Annotated in this window: 19 protein-coding genes; all 19 read right to left on the bottom strand. The window is 65.3% G+C overall.

The genetic code is table 11. The features are described 5' to 3' along the window. Nucleotides 1–20 precede the first annotated feature (20 nt). On the bottom strand, nucleotides 21–422 hold the full coding sequence (locus AC1DN9_RS02185; protein WP_478096861.1) for a flagellar hook capping FlgD N-terminal domain-containing protein: 402 nt from the start codon (nucleotides 420–422) through the stop codon (nucleotides 21–23). Next, nucleotides 422–679, bottom strand: coding sequence for a hypothetical protein (locus AC1DN9_RS02190; protein WP_478096863.1), 258 nt, complete (start codon nucleotides 677–679; stop codon nucleotides 422–424). Before AC1DN9_RS02190 ends, AC1DN9_RS02185 begins: the two co-directional genes overlap by 1 nt. Nucleotides 680–1,206: 527 nt before the next feature. Beyond that, nucleotides 1,207–1,716: a hypothetical protein gene (locus AC1DN9_RS02195; protein WP_478096865.1), complete on the bottom strand. Its 510-nt coding sequence runs from the start codon at nucleotides 1,714–1,716 to the stop codon at nucleotides 1,207–1,209. Then, nucleotides 1,713–3,071, bottom strand: coding sequence for a FliI/YscN family ATPase (locus AC1DN9_RS02200; protein ID WP_478096867.1), 1,359 nt, complete (start codon nucleotides 3,069–3,071; stop codon nucleotides 1,713–1,715). Before AC1DN9_RS02200 ends, AC1DN9_RS02195 begins: the two co-directional genes overlap by 4 nt. 1 nt (nucleotide 3,072) lies before the next feature. Continuing rightward, entirely contained in the window at nucleotides 3,073–3,834 is a 762-nt protein-coding gene (locus AC1DN9_RS02205) for a FliH/SctL family protein (RefSeq protein WP_478096869.1), read from the bottom strand. Beyond that, nucleotides 3,831–4,430 (bottom strand): hypothetical protein, encoded by a 600-nt coding sequence (locus tag AC1DN9_RS02210; protein ID WP_478096870.1) that lies wholly within the window; start codon nucleotides 4,428–4,430, stop codon nucleotides 3,831–3,833. Before AC1DN9_RS02210 ends, AC1DN9_RS02205 begins: the two co-directional genes overlap by 4 nt. Then, on the bottom strand, nucleotides 4,427–5,875 hold the full coding sequence (fliF, locus tag AC1DN9_RS02215) for a flagellar basal-body MS-ring/collar protein FliF (protein WP_478096872.1): 1,449 nt from the start codon (nucleotides 5,873–5,875) through the stop codon (nucleotides 4,427–4,429). The genes AC1DN9_RS02210 and fliF overlap by 4 nt, the downstream gene beginning before the upstream one ends. After that, nucleotides 5,872–6,213: a flagellar hook-basal body complex protein FliE gene (gene fliE, locus AC1DN9_RS02220; RefSeq protein ID WP_478096874.1), complete on the bottom strand. Its 342-nt coding sequence runs from the start codon at nucleotides 6,211–6,213 to the stop codon at nucleotides 5,872–5,874. The genes fliF and fliE overlap by 4 nt, the downstream gene beginning before the upstream one ends. Continuing rightward, complete coding sequence (gene flgC / locus AC1DN9_RS02225; RefSeq protein ID WP_478096876.1) at nucleotides 6,210–6,677, bottom strand: flagellar basal body rod protein FlgC; 468 nt, start codon at nucleotides 6,675–6,677, stop codon at nucleotides 6,210–6,212. The genes fliE and flgC overlap by 4 nt, the downstream gene beginning before the upstream one ends. 2 nt (nucleotides 6,678–6,679) lie before the next feature. Further along, nucleotides 6,680–7,063 carry a flagellar basal body rod protein FlgB gene (flgB, locus tag AC1DN9_RS02230; RefSeq protein ID WP_478096878.1) on the bottom strand — a complete coding sequence of 128 codons (384 nt, stop codon included), beginning with the start codon at nucleotides 7,061–7,063 and terminating at the stop codon, nucleotides 6,680–6,682. Between the two features lie 49 nt (nucleotides 7,064–7,112). Beyond that, a complete protein-coding gene (locus AC1DN9_RS02235) occupies nucleotides 7,113–8,246 on the bottom strand; it encodes a flagellar basal body P-ring protein FlgI (protein ID WP_478096880.1) in 1,134 nt (377 codons plus the stop codon). Beyond that, a complete protein-coding gene (locus AC1DN9_RS02240; protein ID WP_478096882.1) occupies nucleotides 8,246–8,812 on the bottom strand; it encodes a flagellar basal body L-ring protein FlgH in 567 nt (188 codons plus the stop codon). The genes AC1DN9_RS02235 and AC1DN9_RS02240 overlap by 1 nt, the downstream gene beginning before the upstream one ends. A gap of 11 nt (nucleotides 8,813–8,823) precedes the next feature. Further along, complete coding sequence (flgA, locus tag AC1DN9_RS02245) at nucleotides 8,824–9,870, bottom strand: flagellar basal body P-ring formation chaperone FlgA (protein WP_478096884.1); 1,047 nt, start codon at nucleotides 9,868–9,870, stop codon at nucleotides 8,824–8,826. Next, a complete protein-coding gene (flgG, locus tag AC1DN9_RS02250) occupies nucleotides 9,854–10,639 on the bottom strand; it encodes a flagellar basal-body rod protein FlgG (RefSeq protein WP_478096886.1) in 786 nt (261 codons plus the stop codon). The genes flgA and flgG overlap by 17 nt, the downstream gene beginning before the upstream one ends. 52 nt (nucleotides 10,640–10,691) lie before the next feature. Continuing rightward, a complete protein-coding gene (locus AC1DN9_RS02255) occupies nucleotides 10,692–11,468 on the bottom strand; it encodes a flagellar hook-basal body protein (protein WP_478096887.1) in 777 nt (258 codons plus the stop codon). A gap of 20 nt (nucleotides 11,469–11,488) precedes the next feature. Next, nucleotides 11,489–13,588, bottom strand: a complete 2,100-nt coding sequence (gene flhA, locus AC1DN9_RS02260; RefSeq protein ID WP_478096889.1) for a flagellar biosynthesis protein FlhA — start codon at nucleotides 13,586–13,588, stop codon at nucleotides 11,489–11,491. Further along, the gene (locus AC1DN9_RS02265; protein ID WP_478096891.1) at nucleotides 13,585–14,715 is read right to left on the bottom strand and encodes an EscU/YscU/HrcU family type III secretion system export apparatus switch protein; all 1,131 of its coding nucleotides are present in this window, start codon (nucleotides 14,713–14,715) and stop codon (nucleotides 13,585–13,587) included. The genes flhA and AC1DN9_RS02265 overlap by 4 nt, the downstream gene beginning before the upstream one ends. Next, complete coding sequence (locus tag AC1DN9_RS02270; RefSeq protein WP_478096893.1) at nucleotides 14,676–15,497, bottom strand: flagellar biosynthetic protein FliR; 822 nt, start codon at nucleotides 15,495–15,497, stop codon at nucleotides 14,676–14,678. Before AC1DN9_RS02270 ends, AC1DN9_RS02265 begins: the two co-directional genes overlap by 40 nt. 12 nt (nucleotides 15,498–15,509) lie before the next feature. After that, nucleotides 15,510–15,776, bottom strand: coding sequence for a flagellar biosynthetic protein FliQ (locus AC1DN9_RS02275; protein ID WP_478096895.1), 267 nt, complete (start codon nucleotides 15,774–15,776; stop codon nucleotides 15,510–15,512). Nucleotides 15,777–16,067 lie beyond the last annotated feature (291 nt).

Genomic DNA, 16,067 nt, shown 5'->3' on the forward strand with positions numbered 1-16,067 from the left:
TCCTCCGGATGTTCAAGCGATCAACGCACGGCGACGAGTTGGCTCAAGGAGATATCGCCGAGCGTGGCCCCTGCCGTGGTCTCGATGGTGAGCAGCGGCGCATCGCCCGACAGCGAGAGCGCCTTGACCGTGCCGCTCAGTTTCCCGTCACTGACGGTGATATCGACCGTGCGGCCGATCAGCCCTACTGACTGCAGCGCCGCCTGGTTGGTGATCAGCGTTTCGATCTTGTTGTTGAGTTGCTGGGTTTGCTCCAGGCTCGTGAACTGCGCCATCTGCGCCATGAACTCTTGGTTGTCCATGGGTTTCAGCGGGTCTTGGTAGGTCAACTGGGTCAGGAGGATCTTGAGGAAGTCCTCCATGCCCAGGCTGCTTGCCTGAAGGTTGCTTGCGCCGGCTGCGCCGATTGAATCGATGGCCATCAGGCCTCCCTTGGGTGAAGTTGATCGTGTGGGTTGTCTTGAGGAATCAGCGCAACGCCGTCGCGCCAGACCGGCTGGCCGTTGCAGACCACGAGGTGCAGGCGCTCGCCGCGATCCCTGAGCGCGCGCTGCAGATCCGCCACGATGCCGGGCAACATGGCGCGAAGCGCTTCATCGTTCGCACGCATGGCGATCCATACGGCATGGCCTTCGGGACGTTCCTCCGGGTGCAGACGCAGGAGCGCGGACGGCTCCATGATTTGCATCGACGGTTGCGCGCGTGATGCGCTTTCTGTGATGGATGCGGGAAACGCCCTTCGCACATTCGCAGGCAAACCGGTCATGGGTGACGGCTGATACGCCTCGGGTCGTTGCGGACCCTCTGCGGGGCGCAGCGTCTTGCTCGGCGCAGCCCGCATCGACATCGGGCCAGAAGAAACCCAGGGCGCCGTCGACGCCGCCGACATGTGTCCAGCATTCGATGTCCTCGACGCTGGCACTGCCGGGAATGGATCCCTCCGCGACGCACCGGGCGGCGCGCTGCCGCGCCTCTCGCCGCCATGGCGGTGAGCGGCGGCGTGTGCTGCTGTGCGGCTCTCCGGCGGCGGCTCCGCGTTCTCCCCGGCGACAGGGTTCGTCTTGAACCAGGACGTCAACTGCGCCCGCTCCATCTCGCGCTGCCATGCAATTTGATGCTGTCGGGCGTCGCGGCCGGTCGACACGGCACCGCCACCCTGCTGGGCCGGCTGAGTGACACGCGCGGGCGCTACTGAGACTTGCGAACTCATCGCCCGCGCCCTCCGAAGACACGGCCGGCAGCCGGACGCGCAAGCCAGTCCCGGTCCTGCTCGGCACTCGCACGCAGGCGCATCTCGTGCGCGTATTCGGCAAGCGCCTCTTCCTTGTGGCGCACGAGCCCTTCGATGCGGAGTTGCTGCGCCACGCAAGCTTTTCTCAGTGAGGCGCAGCGCTGATTCAACGACTTGCGTTCTTCGTCGAGCTCACAAGTCCGCTCGTCCAGGCGGGCCAGATGGTTCAGTGCGTACCGATGGGCCGCTGGATCGACCCGTTGCGTCAACGCATGGCCGACGGCATCGGCCTGCGTATCGTGCATTCGCCGCAGTTCCTCCACTTGTGCTTCGACACGAGCGAGTGCCTGCTGCGTTCGGGCGAGATCGGCCGTCAGCCTCTCCAGACGCCACTGCTGCTTCTGCCTCACGGGTTCGAGCGTGTACGCGAAGCCGCGAACGTCGACATCCCGGGCGACAGTAGTCTCTGCAAGGGTCCTGCTCATGGCTTCTTCTGCTCCGCCAGAATGTCTCGAAGCCCGCTGAGCGCTTCCGCACGCGTTGCGCCCCCGGTGCTCTGCCGCAGCCATGCTTGCAACGCAGGCTCGATTTGCAACGCTGCGTCGAGTTCGGAGTTCGAGCCTCTCTCATAGGCACCGATGTCGACCATCTGGCGATTGCGCTCGAGCACGGCCAACTGGTTCACCGCCGTCACGGCAAGTGCACGCTGGTCGGCATCGGCCAACTCGGTCATCAGCCGGCTGACGCTCTTGAGTACGTCGATCGCCGGGTAGTGCCCGCGATGGGCCAGGTGCCGGGAGAGCACGATGTGTCCGTCGAGTATCGCGCGCAAGGCGTCCGACACCGGCTCGTTGAAATCGTCGCCTTCCACCAGCACCGTGAGCAGCGCGGTGATCGACCCGCCGCCCGGCGCGGTGCCGCAGCGCTCGCACAGCTCGGGCAGCTCCGCGAACACGGAGGGCGTGTAGCCCCGCGCCGTGGGTGGTTCGCCGGCGGACAGCCCCACCTCCCGCCGCGCCATTGCAAAGCGCGTGACCGAGTCCATGGTCAGGAGAACCTTGCGGCCCTCGTCGCGGAAATGCTCAGCGATCGCCAACGCCGCATAGGCCGCCCGCAGGCGGGCCAGCGCTGGCTGGTCGGATGTGGCGACCACGACGACCGAATGCGCAAGTCCAACGGGGCCGAGTTGCTTTTCGATGAACTCCCGCACTTCGCGGCCGCGCTCGCCGATGAGCGCGATCACGTTGACGGCTTCCGCGTCGGCACCCGCATGCTGGCCCAGGTGTCGCGCCAGCATGCCCAGTAGCGTGCTCTTGCCTACACCGCTGCCCGCGAAGATGCCGATCCGCTGTCCCTCGCCCAATGTGAGCAGGCCGTCGATGCTGCGGATGCCGGTTTCGAGGATGCGGTCGATCGGCGGGCGCCGCATCGGGTTGATGGGCGCCGCCTTGAGCGGCCTGCGCATGGACGTGGCCGGGCGGGGCCCACCGTCCAGCGGATCGCCGAATCCGTCCACCACGCGGCCAAGCAATGCTGGGCCGACATCGATCTGCGATCTCGCGCCCAGCGCCTGGACCTCGCAGCCCGATGCAATGCCCTCGGCCGAGCCATAGGGCATCAGCGTGACGCGGCCCTGCTTGAGCCCGACGACCTCCGCGAGCACGTCGCCCGTGGGGTCGGACTGCGAATGCCTGCGCACCTTGATGCGGCACAGTTCGCCGACTGCGGCGTCGGGGCCCAATGCATCGATGGCCAGCCCCTGCATCTCCCGGACCCAGCCGATGCGGCGATGCAGGTCAGTGTTGCGCAGCGCTTCGCGACAAGCCGATAGTGCGCTCATGTCAGGACCCACGAACCATGGCGCGGCTGCGCTGGAGGAGTTCTCGCAACGCTTGCAATTGCGTCTCGAAGCGCGCATCGAGTCCGCCTTCGGGAGACTGCAGGATGCAGCCGCCGAGTACGACTTCGTTGCTGCCAATCCATTGAACACCGTCGCGCTCGCCGCTTTCCGCCGGCGCCACGCCAGCTTTCTCCAGCACAGCGAGATCTTCGGGATGCAAATGGATGGCCACCAGTTGCCCATTCCGCATGGCGTCCGTCGACTGCTTCAATTGGGCCTGGAGCGCCTCGGGCCGGGGCGCGTGCTCGCCCAGCAACCGGCAGATGACCTCGAAGCAAAGCGCCAGGATGTCGTCCTCCGCCGCTTGCACCCTGGCGTCGATCTGTGGCGCGAGCGCGGCGATCAGCTTGTCCAGTTGTGCGAGGCGTGCGTCGCAGTCGGCCTGGGCTTCCTGCTTCAGTTCCTGGACCAGACGTTCGTTCTGCACGAAGAGATCGCGTTCGGCCTGCTCTGCCGCCTGAAGTGCCAGTTGCATCGCTTTTTCGGTCCCCTGCGCAAGGCCTTCGGCGACGCCCTTGGCAAAACCCTCGTCATAGCCGCGGCGACAGGCCTCGTCATCGCGTTGCGCGGCGGCCGGGCGAGAGTCCGGCTGGTTCTGCACGGTCGGAGCTGCCACGAGGGCTGGCGCTTGCGGACGCGCAAGCGCCCGACGCCCCTGCACCACCACATCGCACAGCACTCGCGACGAGACTTCGCCGCTCATCCGGATACTCCTTGTGAGACACGTGCCCGCCGCCAGAACCCACGCAAGGATTCCCGGACGGAATGCCACCGCCTCGGCAACGGCTCATACGGCACCGGCCCACGAAGGCGCGCCACAACGGCGGCGATGAGCGCGGAGCGAAGTGCTGGCGGCACCGGGCCGGCAGTCGTCGATGCCAACAGCGCCTGCACGCGCGATCGTTGGTCGGGCTCAAGGGCTTGCAGCAGGTCTTCGCGCCAAGGCCAGTTGGCCACGCGCAACCAACTGACGATCAGGGCGGCCGGCTCGCTTCGCAGCGCCCTGATCACGGTGTCGAGGCGGCCTCCGGCGAGTGAGAGAAGCACGTCTTCATCGGACGACGGCATCGTCGCATCCGCGATCAGTGCCGGGTCACTGGCGATGCCCAGGGACGCCAATTCCGCCAGCAACGCTTGCAATGTTTCTCTCTCTCGCTCCGGCATGGCATCGAGCATCCACGTCCGATCGACCGGGGACATGGCATGCAGGAGCAGCGCGGCCTGCCGCGCTCCGGCTGTTTCGCCTGGGCCGGCATGGCCGTCGTGAAGGCGAGGCGCGAGGCCTCCTTCGACGATCAAGGCTTTCTCCCCGGCATGATGGCTGCGCGCGCATCCACGGCCATCCAGTCGCGCATGCGCTGCAACGCGGCGGTTCGTTCCGCCTCCGACAGAACCGGCTGATCGAGTGCTCGCTGGCGCAGCGTCGAACGGTTCATGCGATAGATCAGCAATGCCGCTATCGCCATCAGCGCAGCGCCAAGCAGCCACCGAAGGGCCGATGCACCGTCGAGTCCTCCAAGCCAGGAGTCGGCATCCTGAACAGTCGATGCCTCCGGCGCTAGTTCGACCGACAAGCCGGCCGACGTTGCTGCTGCCGGTTGCGTCGCCCCCACGGCCCCGCCGGTCAGCGACTGCACGACCACGGTGTCTCCACGATCCGTGGAGGCGCCGACGGCTGCGGCAATGACCTTGGCAAGCTGCTCTTCTTGCGAAACGTCGAGCGCGCTGCGCACCACGGCCACCACTTGAATGCGCCGGATGGAGCCGGGCTGGCTGACCACCTGTTCGACGCGCCGCCCCACGGCGTACTCCACATCGCGCTGCGCGCTTCCGCCGGCATCGGGGTTCCGGGTGTCGATCGCTCCTGCGTCACGCAGCGTTTCGCGCTCGCGCACGATCACGCCTGCGGCCTGCAGCCCGGCCCGCGACGCGGCCGGCAACACGTCTTCGGTGGTCACGCGAATCTGATCCATGTTGAGTGTCACATCCACGCTGGCGAGCGCCTGTCCCGGTCCAAAAGTCTTGTCCAGCACGGCAGCGGCCTTGCGGGCGAGGTAAATCTCGGTGTCGCGCTTCAGGTCCAGGCGAGCGCTGTCGAGGCCATCGGCGGCCTCCCCCGAATCCGAACGGGTCAAGGCCACGCCGTGGCTGTCGACGATCGTGACGTCCTGGTTCGTCATGCCGGGCACGGCCGCCGCAACAAGGCGCTGGATGCCGGTCACCTGTTCGGGCCGCAGCGACTGCCCCTGCCGCAGGCTCACGGTGATCGATGCCTTGGCCTTGGAAGTCGCCTGCTTGAACAGGCCCTGTTCCGGAAGCGCCAGCAGGACGCGCACTTCGGAGAGCGACTGGATCGTGCGCGTGAGTTCACCCTGCAAGGCGCGCTGGTAGTTGATCTTCTGTGCGAACTCGGTCATGCCGAAGTCCGTGTTGTTGAAGAGTTCCAGCCCGACCGCACCGTGCAGCGGCAGATCCTTGCCCATGAGCTTGATGCGCGTCGCATGCACGGTGGCCTTGTCCACCAGGATCGCCGTGCCGCTGTCGCCCAGGCGGTAGGGGATCTTGAGGCGCTCAAGCTCCGCGGTCATCGCTTGCGCGTCCTGCGGCTTCAGGTCTGTGAAAAGCGCCTGATATTCCGTGCGCAACAGCCACCATCCGGCGACCGAAGTCACCACGAGGATGGACAGCACACCGGCGACTAGGCCGAATCGCGCACGCTGCGTCAGTCCTTGCCAGAAGCTCATATCGGCATCTTCATGATGTCTTGATAGGCCTCAAGCAGCCGGCTGCGGACTTGCATCATCAGTTGGAACGAAAGGCGGCTTTCCTCGAGCTTCATCATGATCAGATGCAGGTTCTGCGCATCGCCCACGGCGAGCTTCTGCAAATCGACCTGGCTGTCGATCAAGCGGCTGTTGACCTGGGCGATGCCGTCGGTCACGAGTCTTCCGAAGGATCCGTCCGCGCCTTGCAGCGTCGGTGGCGCCGCCATGCCCAACGCGTTGGCGTTGGCCACGCTCACCATGTTCTGCGCCGCCGGCGACAGCGAGGCCAGCGCCTCGATCGGAAGGAATCCGGTCATGCGTTCTGTCCTCCAATGTCGAGCGCCCGCAGCGCCAGGGCGCGGGTCGTGTTCATCGCCGCGACGTTGGCCTCGTAGGCGCGCGTCGCGCTCATCAGGCTCACCATTTCGGTCGCCGGATCGACACCGGCGTAGGAAACAAAGCCGCGCTCATCGGCCATGGGATGTCCGGGCTCGTACATACGCCGCGGCGAAACGTCGGCAGGCACGATGCGCACCGAAGTTGCCACCTGCGTTGCCGTGTCCATGCCGGCACTGACCATCGCATCAAAAGCGCGGACGCCATCGCCTGCGGCGGGTGTCCCCGTGTGCGCCTGGGCCACCACGCGCAGCGGCCGGTACGTGACGCCGCCCACACCCTGTACGGTGTTGGCATTGGCGAGGTTGAGTGCCGCGACATCGACGCGCGCACGCTCGATGTTCATGCCGACGGCACTGATGGCGAAGGATCGGGAGTAGTCCATGCTTATTTCCTTCCGTCGCCGACGGCCATCGAAAGAATCGCGTAGTGACGCGCAAGGCCCTTGGCGAGCGCCTGGTAGTGCACGGCATTGCGCGCCATCTCGGCTGACTCCACATCGAGCCGGACCTGCGCCTGGAGACCGTTTCCATCGCGCGCCGCTTCGATGCGCGGGCGCACATCACCCAGCGCGAAAGCGTCAAGCCTTCCGGATTGGCGCAGGCTGCGCCGTGCGTCGGCGAGCTGCGCCTCGAAGTTCACGTGCCGCGGCACATAGCCGACCGTGTCGGCATTGGCGATGTTTGTGGCGATGGCCTGCTGGCGCAGGGCGGCAGCGTCGAGCGCCAGCGAGAGTGCCGATCGGGTGACGGCTTCGATTCCATCTGTCATGGGATGCTGTTCAGGGAAGATGAATGAAGATTCAATGGATGCGTGCCGGTCACTGCACGATGAGTTCGCCGTGAAGCGCACCCGCAGCCTTGACGGCGCGCAGGATGGAGATCACGTCGCGTGTGCTGGTCTTGAGGCGGGCGAGCGACTGCACGAGGTCCGACACGGTGTTGGACCCACTCACGAAGCCGGTGCCGTTCTGCTCCTCGACATCGATGCGGGTGTTGGTGACGATCGCCGTGCGAACGTCGGGCCCGGCGCCGATGACGTCGAAGGGTTGCGAGGCGGTGTTCTCGCTGGAGATCGCGATCTTGATGCCGCCATGCGAGATCGCGACCTTCGAGATCCGCACATCGCCGCCCGACACCACCGTGCCGGTGCGTTCGTTGATCACGACCTTGGCGCGCCGGTCGGGCTCGACCGTCACATTCTCAATGCGGGTGAACAGCGCCACGACGTCGCCGCGTTGCGCCGGCGGCACCGCGATCTCGATGCCGGATGCATCTTTCGCCCGCGCGATCGGCTCGCCGAGTTGCTTGTTGATCGCCGCGGCGACACGGTTGGCGGTCGTGTAATCCGGCTCCGAAAGAACGAAGGTCACGCTCTTCTGTGCGTCGAGCATCTCGGCGGTCACGCCGACTTCCACTGTCGCGCCATTGGGAATCGAAGCCGTGGTCGGGTGGTTCTTCTGCACCACGTTGCCGTTGGCGTCGTAGCGATATCCGCCCACCGACAGCGGCCCCTGCCCGAGTGCATAGGTGCGGCCATTGGCACCCCGCAATGGGGTCATCAGCAGCGTGCCACCCACGAGGCTGCGCGCATCGCCGGCGGAGCTCACCGTGAGGTCGAGCGTATCGCCTTCGCGCGCGAAAGTCGGCAGCGAGGCGCTGACCATGACGATCGCGACGTTGCGGCTCTGAATCTGCTCCGGCGCAATGGTCAGGTCGAACTGCGACAGCACGTTCGAGAGCGATTGCCGTGTCGTGCGGTTGGCAGGCGAATCGCCGGTGCCGGCGAGGCCGGTGACGATGCCCGTGCCGACCAGCGCGTTGTCGCGCCAGCCCTTGAGCTTGCCGAGGTCCTTGACGCGCATTCCTTCAGCATGCGCGGACGGGAGGCCGACGATCACCAGCGCGCACACCAGTCCCACGCACGAGGCGATTCGAGAGATTCCTGTTTTCATCACAGCCCAAGCCAATCCAGAATCCGCCGCCATGCGCTGCGCCGGGCACGGTCGGACACGTCACCCTCACCCACATAGGTGATGCGCGCGTCGGCCAGCCGTGTCGACAAGACTACGTTGCCGCTGGAGATATCCTGCGGCCGCACGCGCCCTTCGAGATTGACTCTCTGCAGTTCGTCGTTGACCGTCAGCAACTGCTCGCCAGCCACGCGCAACTCGCGGTTCGGCAGAACTTCGATCACGGTCACGCTGAGCGTCGCCAGCAGCTTGTTGGTTCGCTGGGTCCGGCCGCCGCCGTCGAAATTGCCGGCGATGCCGATGCCGAACTGGCCGACCAGCTTGCCGCCGTTGTGGGTGACAGAGCCGGACAGGTCGTTGCCGCGGCGGGTGCCGGTATCGGCGCTGCTCGTCGCGGACGAGTTCTCGTAGACCTGCACGGTGAGCGAATCGCCAACACGAAAGGCCTTGTTGTCGGCAGTCAGTGGCTGGAAACTGCCCTCCTGATAAAGACTTTCCGCCATCGCCGACGGCACACACAGCATCGCCGTGAGAGCGAACAGATTCAACCAACGCAATGTCACGGCTGCACCTCGACCTGACCCGGCCCGGTCACGCGCGCCAAGACCTCGCCGCTGGCGCCCGGCACCTTGACGCGGACAATCTGCCCGGGGCGGCCGTCCTGCAACACCTCGACACGGCTCTGGATCGCGACATCGCCGCTGCGGGCCGTCAATGCGGCCGAGCTACCGCGCGCGACCGCAAGCGCCGGCTCCAGATGCGACTCGGTGAGCGCCTCGCCGCTGCGCAACGGACGGCGCAACTGCTGGTTGCTCTCCGCCACGGTGGTACGGCTCTTGGCGGAAGCGGCCGGCTTTCCTTGGCGGAGCGTCGTCAGATCGACCTCTCGCTCTTGCAGCGCACCATGGCGCACGACCGGATCGACTGTCACGCCGCGATCGACATCCGCTGCTGCCACCGGCACCCATGCCCATGCACTCACCTCGAAGCTCACCGCAGTCGTCCGCACAAACCGATCGTCCACCCAGGCATCGACCCACACCAACATGCGCTTCGACGGCAACGCCTGGCTTGCGATCGGCCGCACATGCAGCGTGGGCTTCCCGGCCGGCAGAACGAGATCGCGCGCCGTCGACACGGGCGAGACTTCGGCACGCAGGCTACGCTCCGACAGCCACCGCGTGAGCGCGGACTGAGCCGCGTCGATCACGGTGTCGCCGGGTAATTGCAACGCGGCGCTTTCGACTTCGACCTCGATCGGCCCCTCCCAGCGAATGGCGAACAAGCCGCTCTTTGCATGGATCCAGCGCTCGACCGTCTCGCGATCGAGCACCGCAGGAGAACCCGGCCGCGGCGCGGCGCCCATCGGCAAGGCCATCAACTGGCGCAGCGTGGGCAGGTCATGCGTCGTGAGATAGGCGACGTCGCCCAGGCGTACCTGCGACCGGCCGATCTTCACGCCCGGTCGCAACTCGATGGTGACGGTCGGGCTCGGCCTCGGGATTGCGGATGCGGAGGCGTGGATGCCCAGCGACGTCGCCACGCACAACGCGAGGGCCAATGCGCTCGCGCGCGCAGCGGCCGGGTTTCTATCGACGCAGGCCATTGATCATTGCCAGCATCTCGTCGGAAGCCTGCACGACCTTGACATTGGCCTCGTACACGCGCTGCGCCACCATGAGATTGACCATTTCCTCGGTCAGCTTGACGTTCGACCCTTCGAGAAAACCTTGCGCCAGGCTGCCCATGCCGTCTTCCGCCGGCTTCGCGGCGATGGCCTCGCCCGAGTCGACGCTCGAGCGATAGAGGTTGTCGCCTTGCGCCAGCAAGCCGGATGGATTGGTGAAGCGAACCAGCTCAAGCTGGCCCAGATCGATGGGTGAAGCCCGACCCGGCACCTGGACCTGCACACGGCCATCGGCTTCGATCACCATGCTCTCGGCGTTGTCGGGAATCGAGAGAATCGGCTTGAGCGGGAAGCCTCCCGGCGTCGCCAACAGGCCCTCGCGATTGATCTTGAAAGTACCGCCGCGCGTGTAGGCACTCGATCCGTCGGGCATGCTCACCTCGAGAAAGCCTTCGCCCTGGATCGCAAGATCGAAGGCCGACTCGGTTTTCTTGAGGTCGCCCATGTCGAAGAGCTTCGCGACGCCGGTGATGCCTACGCCTGCTCCCAAGCGCGTCTCGCCGCCGAGCGGCCCTGCGACCTGCGACGGCGTGAGGCGAGCGGCCTCACGCACCATCAGGTCGGTGAAGCCGACCTTGCTCTTCTTGAATCCGGGGGTGCTGACATTGGCCAGGTTGTTGGCGATGGTGTCGACGTTGAGCTGCTGAGCCTGCATGCCCGTGGCGCTGATGTAGAGGGCGTCAAACATGAGTCATTTCTTCGATCAGAGGAATCTTGGGAGCTCCGGGGAGGATCGGCGCTCAGATCTCGCCGAGCTTGCGCACGGCGGCGCCGATCATTTCGTCGTAGCCCAGGGCCACTTTCTGCATGGACTCGAAGTGCCGCATCGACTGGATCAGCTGCACCATCTCCTGCATCGAGTTGACGTTGGAGTTCTCGAGGAAGCCCTGGTGCACCTGAACCTCGCTGTCGACGAGCTGCTTCGGAGGGACGGGGGATCGCACGAGACCGTCGCCGATGCGCTCCAGGTCTCGGACGTCGTCGAACCGGACGACCTTCAGCTGTGCAACGGGGGCTGCATCGGCGCGTCCGTCGACCATTGCATCGAACACTTGGCCGGTCGCGTCGATGCGCGGTCGAGGATTCGACAGGAGGATTTCCCCGCCCACGCCCATCACCGGATGTCCCTGCGCTGTCACCAGACGGCCGCGTGCATCCACTTGCCAGTTGCCTTGGCGCGTGTAGGCCGGGCCGCTGTCGGTGTTCACCTCGAAGAAGCCGGTTCCGCCGAGCGCCACATCGAGGTCCTGACCGGTCGACTTGAGCGTGCCCGGGCGCATGTCGGTCCGGACCATCAACGCGCCGGCCGAGGTCGTCGCGGCCGTCAGGGTTCGCGCCGCCGACGCATCGACCGAACTCATCGCATTGATGAATCCGCTGGCCGCCAAGGGCAGGGCCGCGGGCATTTCCCGTTTGTAGCCCGGGGTCATGGCGTTCGCCATGTTCATGCTGATGCGCTCGAGGCGCACCATGTCGTGCTGCATGCTGCGCAGGCTGATGGCTAGAACGTCGGTCATTGATGCGGTCCTCGCAGGGTTCAGAGTTGAATGACGCCAAAGGACTTGAGCTCGACGGCGTGAGGCACTTCGGTCATGGACAGGACGCGCAAATGCGGCATCACGCGCTCGGACAGCGCGCGCACATGGCGACGCAATTCCGGCGCGCAAAGCAGCACCGGCAGCAGGTTGCTCTTCATCATGCGTTCGGCCTGCTGCACGAGGCGCTTCACGAGTTGCTCCGTCAGACGCGGATCGAGCGCAAAGGCTTGCCCTCCTCCTTCTTCCGTGGCCGACTGGATGCTTTGGAGGAACTGGCTTTCGATCGCCGGATCGAGCGTGAGCACCTGGAGCGAATTCGCCTCGCCCAGAAGCCCCTGGCAGATTGCATGGCCCAGCCGCTGGCGTACGGCTTCGGTGAGCTGGTTGGCGTCGCGGGTGGAGCGACCGGCGTCGGCCAGGGTTTCGAGGATGGCCTCGATGTGGCGGATCGACACCTTCTCGCGCAGGAGGTTCTGAAGCACCTTCTGCACTTCGCTGGACGAAAGAACGGTCGGGATCAATTCCTCGACGAGGCCCGGCTGGGCTTGTCGCACGCGCCCCAGCAGCCGGTCGATCTCGGCACGCGTCAGCAGCGTCGCGGACTCGCGGCGCAGCATCTCCGTGAGATGCGTCATGAAGACCGTGGGGCCGTCCACCAGCGTGAAATTGGCCTTGCCTGCCGCTTCGCGCTGGCTTTCGTCGATCCACAAGGCGGGCAATCCATAGGTGGGATCGCGTGTCGGCTCGCCCGGCACGGCCTTGGTGTCGCCGGAGGGATGGATCGCGAGAAGCTTGTCCGCACGCACCTCGCCCTTACCGACCAGCACGCCGTCGATCTGGATCTCGTACCGGTCGGCCGAGAGCCTCGCCGAGTCCTTGAAGCGCACGCGCGGCAACACCAGGCCGAATTCCTGCGCGTGCTGCTTGCGGAAGGCGCTGATGCGCTCCATGAAGACACTGCCCGGCTGATTGACCAGCGGCACCCAGCGACTTCCCAGGTGCACCTCGATGGGCTCCACTTGAAGCAGTGCGTAGGGATCATCCTGCGCCGCAGGCGGCGTGCCATCCGGATTCGATACGGGCGCACTGTCGAGCGCCTGACCCGCCACCATATCGCCCGCTTCGCCGGCCGGGGCGCCGGACTTCGACGCGCGATAGAGCAGCATCGCGGTGAGAAGGAGCGACGACGTCAGCAGCAGCGTCGGCACAGCCGGAATGCCCGGCAACAGCAACAGACCACCAAGCGCCATCGCCACGAGCAGGAGCGTCTTTGGAAAGGAACCGATCTGGCGCAAGGCTTCGCGGCTCAGGTTCGTGTCGGACGACGAGCGCGTGACGATGATGCCGGTGCCCACCGCGATGACGAGCGCGGGCACCTGGGTCACGATGCCATCGCCGATGGTCAGCAGGGTGTAGGTTTGCAGCGCCCGACCCCACGGCATGCCGTGCTGCATCACGCCGATGACCAGACCGCCGACGATGTTGATCAGCAGGATCACGATGCCGGCGATCGCATCGCCCTTGACGAACTTGCTGGCCCCGTCCATGGCGCCATAGAAGCCGGCTTCCTTCTCGAGATTCTTGCGACGCCGCTGGGCCTCGGCCTGGTCGATGAAACCCATGTTGAGATCGGCGTCGATGCTCATCTGCTGGCCCGGCATGCTGTCGAGGGTGAAGCGCGCCGCGACTTCCGACACGCGCTGCGCACCGCTGGTGACCACCACGTACTGCACCACGATGAGGATCAGGAAGATGATCAGGCCGATGACGTAATTGCCACCGACGACAAAGGCGCCGATCGCCCCGATGACGCGGCCCGCGTCGCCGTCCGACAAGATGAGCCGCGTAGCCGCCACGTTGAGCGAAAGACGGAAGAGGGTCGCGATCAGCAACAGCGACGGAAAGGTCGAGAACTCAACCGGCCGGGCCATGTAGAAGGTCAGCAGCAGGACCAGGAAGGCAAAGCTGAAGTTGCTCAAGATGAGGAAGTCGAGCAGCCCGCTGGGGATCGGCGCAAAGAGCACCACCAGCACACCGAGCACGAGCAGCACCAGCGCAATGTCGCTATGCCTTACGACCATGCGGCTCAATGCCTTCATGACCGCGCTCCCACGGAAGCTCCCTGGTTTTTCTCGCGCATCGCGAAGACCCATACGATGATGCGCGCTACCTGCGCATAGAGTTCCGGCGGAACGGGGTGGTCCACCGGGAGGTCGCGGAACAGGCTCCGCGCCAATGGCGGGTTCCGTACGACGGGAATCCGGTGACGCGCGGCGATATCGCGCATGGCTGTGGCCAGATGACCCGCGCCCTTCGCCAGCAATTGCGGCGACGCCATGCGGCCGTGCTCATACTTCAATGCAACCGCAAGATGGGTCGGGTTGGTAATCAGCACGTCTGCATTCCGGGTCTGCCGCAACGCCTGGCTGCGCTTGAGCATTTCGCGGCGCAGTTCGCGCAGGCGCGCGCGAATGCGCGGATCGCCCTCCCGCTGCTTGATCTCATCCTTGAGTTCGCGCTGGCTCATGCGCATCTTCCTGGCGAAGGCGTGCCGTGTGTACATGAGGTCGACCAGCGCGACCAATCCCAGAATCAACGCCATCTTGAGGCCGAGGCTGGCAAGGTCGTTCAATAGCGCGCGCAGATAGCCGACAGGAGACAGCGAGGGCAGCGCATGGAACTGCCCTGTCAGCGCCTCGAGTCCCAGGAGCGCGACGAGCGACAGCAAGCCCAGCTTGACCAGCGCACGCGCGGCGTCGAACAGCACCCGCATCGCGAACAGGCGCTTCAGGCCGTTGACGGGATTGATCCGGTCGAAATCGGCTTTCAGGGGCTCGAACGAAAGAATGGGTCCCGTCTGCAGCATGTTGCCGGCAATGGCCGCCAGCATGACCGTCGCGAGGAACGGCGCCATCAGCAGCAGCGTCGATCGCAGAACGTGATCGATCATCGGCCACAGCATTGCGCCCGAAGGATCCATCCGGCCAGCTTGCAGCAAGAGCGCCAGATCAAGGCGGAATTGCGTCGAGACGGCATCGAACCCCTGCCCCGTCATATAGACCACAGCGACGGCAAACACGATGGCAGACACGAGATCGGTGCTCTTGGCAGTTTGCCCGCGCTCGCGTGCGCGCTTCAGCTTGTGCGGCGTGGCAGCCTGACTGCGATCTAGATCCTGATCCGCCATCAGCGCCCTCTCTCCGCCGCCACGAAGACGTCGCTCCACACGATGGTGATGCTGGCATAAACCCTCGTCACGGCGCCGCCCACACCCGCGAACCACACCGATAGCGCAACCAGTCCCACGACGATCTTGACGGGAATGCCCATCGTGAACATGTTCATCTGCGGCAGGTTGCGGGCCACAACGCCCAGGACGAATTCGGTGAGCAGAATGCAGAACACCACCGGTGCCGCCAAGGCAAAGCCAAGACTGAACAGCCCGCCCGCCTGCTTGAGCACCGACGCCACCGCCTGCGCCACAGACCACGGCACGCCGACCGGAAAGCGCTCCACGCTGTACCGAAGGCCGCGCAGCAGCGCGTGGTGTCCATTGACCAGGAAGAAAACGAGGACGCCGAGGTACTCGAAGGCCGAGGTCAGGATCGGAATGGGCCGCTTCGTGACCGGATCGATGATCTGCGCCATGCCGAAACCCAACTGCACATCGAGCAGTTGCCCCGCAACGGAAAACGCGGCGAAGGCCATCAGAATGCCGAGGCCCAGTGTCGCGCCCAAGGCGATTTCGGCCATGGCGGCCACGAGGAAGTCGCTCCACCCCGTCCACTCCCCGCCGGGCACGGACAGGCCCGAAGCCAACGCAAAGGACAAGGCCAGAACCAACAGCATGCGCACCGAGGTCGGCAACGGCACCGCATACAGCACGGGCGTCATGACAAACGTCGCCGCGACGCGCAGCGCCAACAAGCTGACACGAGCCAGCCAGTCCACGCCAATCCCCGCCGCGGCAAATGCGGTCGGCACCGCCGTCGATGACAACGCGTTCACAAGTCGCCTGCCTCAGAACATCGCGGGGATACCGCTCCAGAGTTGCACGGTGAACTGAGTCAACTTGCGCAACATCCAGGGGCCCGCCAGGATCAGCACCGCTGCGGCAGTGAAGAGTTTGGGAACGAATGTGAGCGACATCTCCTGCACCTGCGTCACGACCTGAACCATGCTGATCACGATGCCAACCAGCATGGTCAAACCCAGCAGAGGCAGGCACACCAGCAGCCCTGTCCAGAACAGGTCTGTCATCATCTTCAAGGCGAGATCGGCGTGCATGAACCCGTGGTCCGTCTATCGGTGTTTGCTGGTGTTTGGTCGCGGGCATGTTGTCGGGCGCCCTTGCGGAGCGTTTCCCTGGCGCCCTCCCGCACGGCGCGTGCTGAAGTCGAATTCAGTCTTTTGCAGCGCGGAATCAAGGAGAGGAATTGTGCCGATCCGCCCTGCTTTTGAATGTCGGCCGGCTCTCCAAAACAGGGGGAACCCGTCTCGAAGATGGCGCGAAATTTCCGGCACAGCGCGTCGAGCCAAGACGCCAGGGACGAGTCAAGCCGAAGATTCGGAAAACTG

The sequence above is a fragment of the Variovorax sp. 05L425 genome, assembly GCF_056397705.1.